At 31.4% G+C, this 959-nt stretch carries 1 protein-coding gene; it reads left to right on the top strand.

Features of this window, described 5'->3' with window-relative positions; genetic code table 11:
- Nucleotides 1-863, top strand: an 863-nt coding sequence (locus Q0733_RS12940) for a YwqG family protein (RefSeq protein WP_298782752.1), incomplete at its 5' end; no start/stop codon positions are given.
- Nucleotides 864-959 lie beyond the last annotated feature (96 nt).

Here is a 959-nt window from a genome sequence, read left to right as displayed (position 1 = left end):
GTTGTGTACCATATAAAAACAGACTGCAAAGAATGAACTTTTGGAAGAAATTATTTAGTAGTAAAAAAGGTAAGCCTAAAACTGAATCACATTTTGACAAATATCGAAATGAACTAAATGAATTGAATTTAAAAACGCTTCATGATTTAGAGAATTTAGTAAAGCCTATAATTAGAACTGCGACAAAAATTGAGGTTTTGAAAGCTTCAAGACCGCCAGAGAACTCTCAATTATTTTCACATTTTGGTGGACAACCTTATTTTGAAAAAGGCGAATTATGGCCAACAAGTAAAAACGGAAAAAAATTAGAATTCATTTTTCAAATATTTAATTCTACTGATTTACAACTACCAGAAAGTATAGAACTTATTCAATTTTATTACGATTGGGAAGAGTTTCCGTGGGATACTTCAAATGATGGATGGTTAGTGAAAATTTATAAAAAAATTGAAAAAGAAAATATTGAATTAATTGAGAAACCAAGTGAATTAGAAAGATCTAAATATTGTGAAATAAAGTTCAGTTCGACCAAATCCTTACCAGACTGGGAAGGAATAGATTTACATTGCTATAACGCTTCTAAATTATCCTGCGTTTTAAACGAAGATGAACCTTGGGATAATTATGACCAAATAGTTAAGAAGCTTATTGGAGAACAAGACTATCAAAGCCAACTTGGTGGTTATCCAAACTGGGTTCAAGGAGAATCTACACCAAAAGATAGCGAAGGGAACTCAATGAAACTTTTATTTCAAATAGATTCAGAAGATAATGCTGGTTTAATGTGGGGAGATGTTGGACTGATTTATGTTTTCTATGACGAAAAAACGGAAAGAATAGAATTTACGTTGCAATGTCACTAATGGAATAAATACGGTACACAACACCGTATATAATTTATTGCTAGTTCTAGCCTACTTACGAAAATCCTCGCGGATTTTCTATTCGGTTTTTATTTG

It is taken from the genome of uncultured Polaribacter sp., from assembly GCF_947500975.1.
Lineage (GTDB): Bacteria > Bacteroidota > Bacteroidia > Flavobacteriales > Flavobacteriaceae > Polaribacter.
This window is presented reverse-complemented; position numbering and strand designations above follow the sequence as displayed.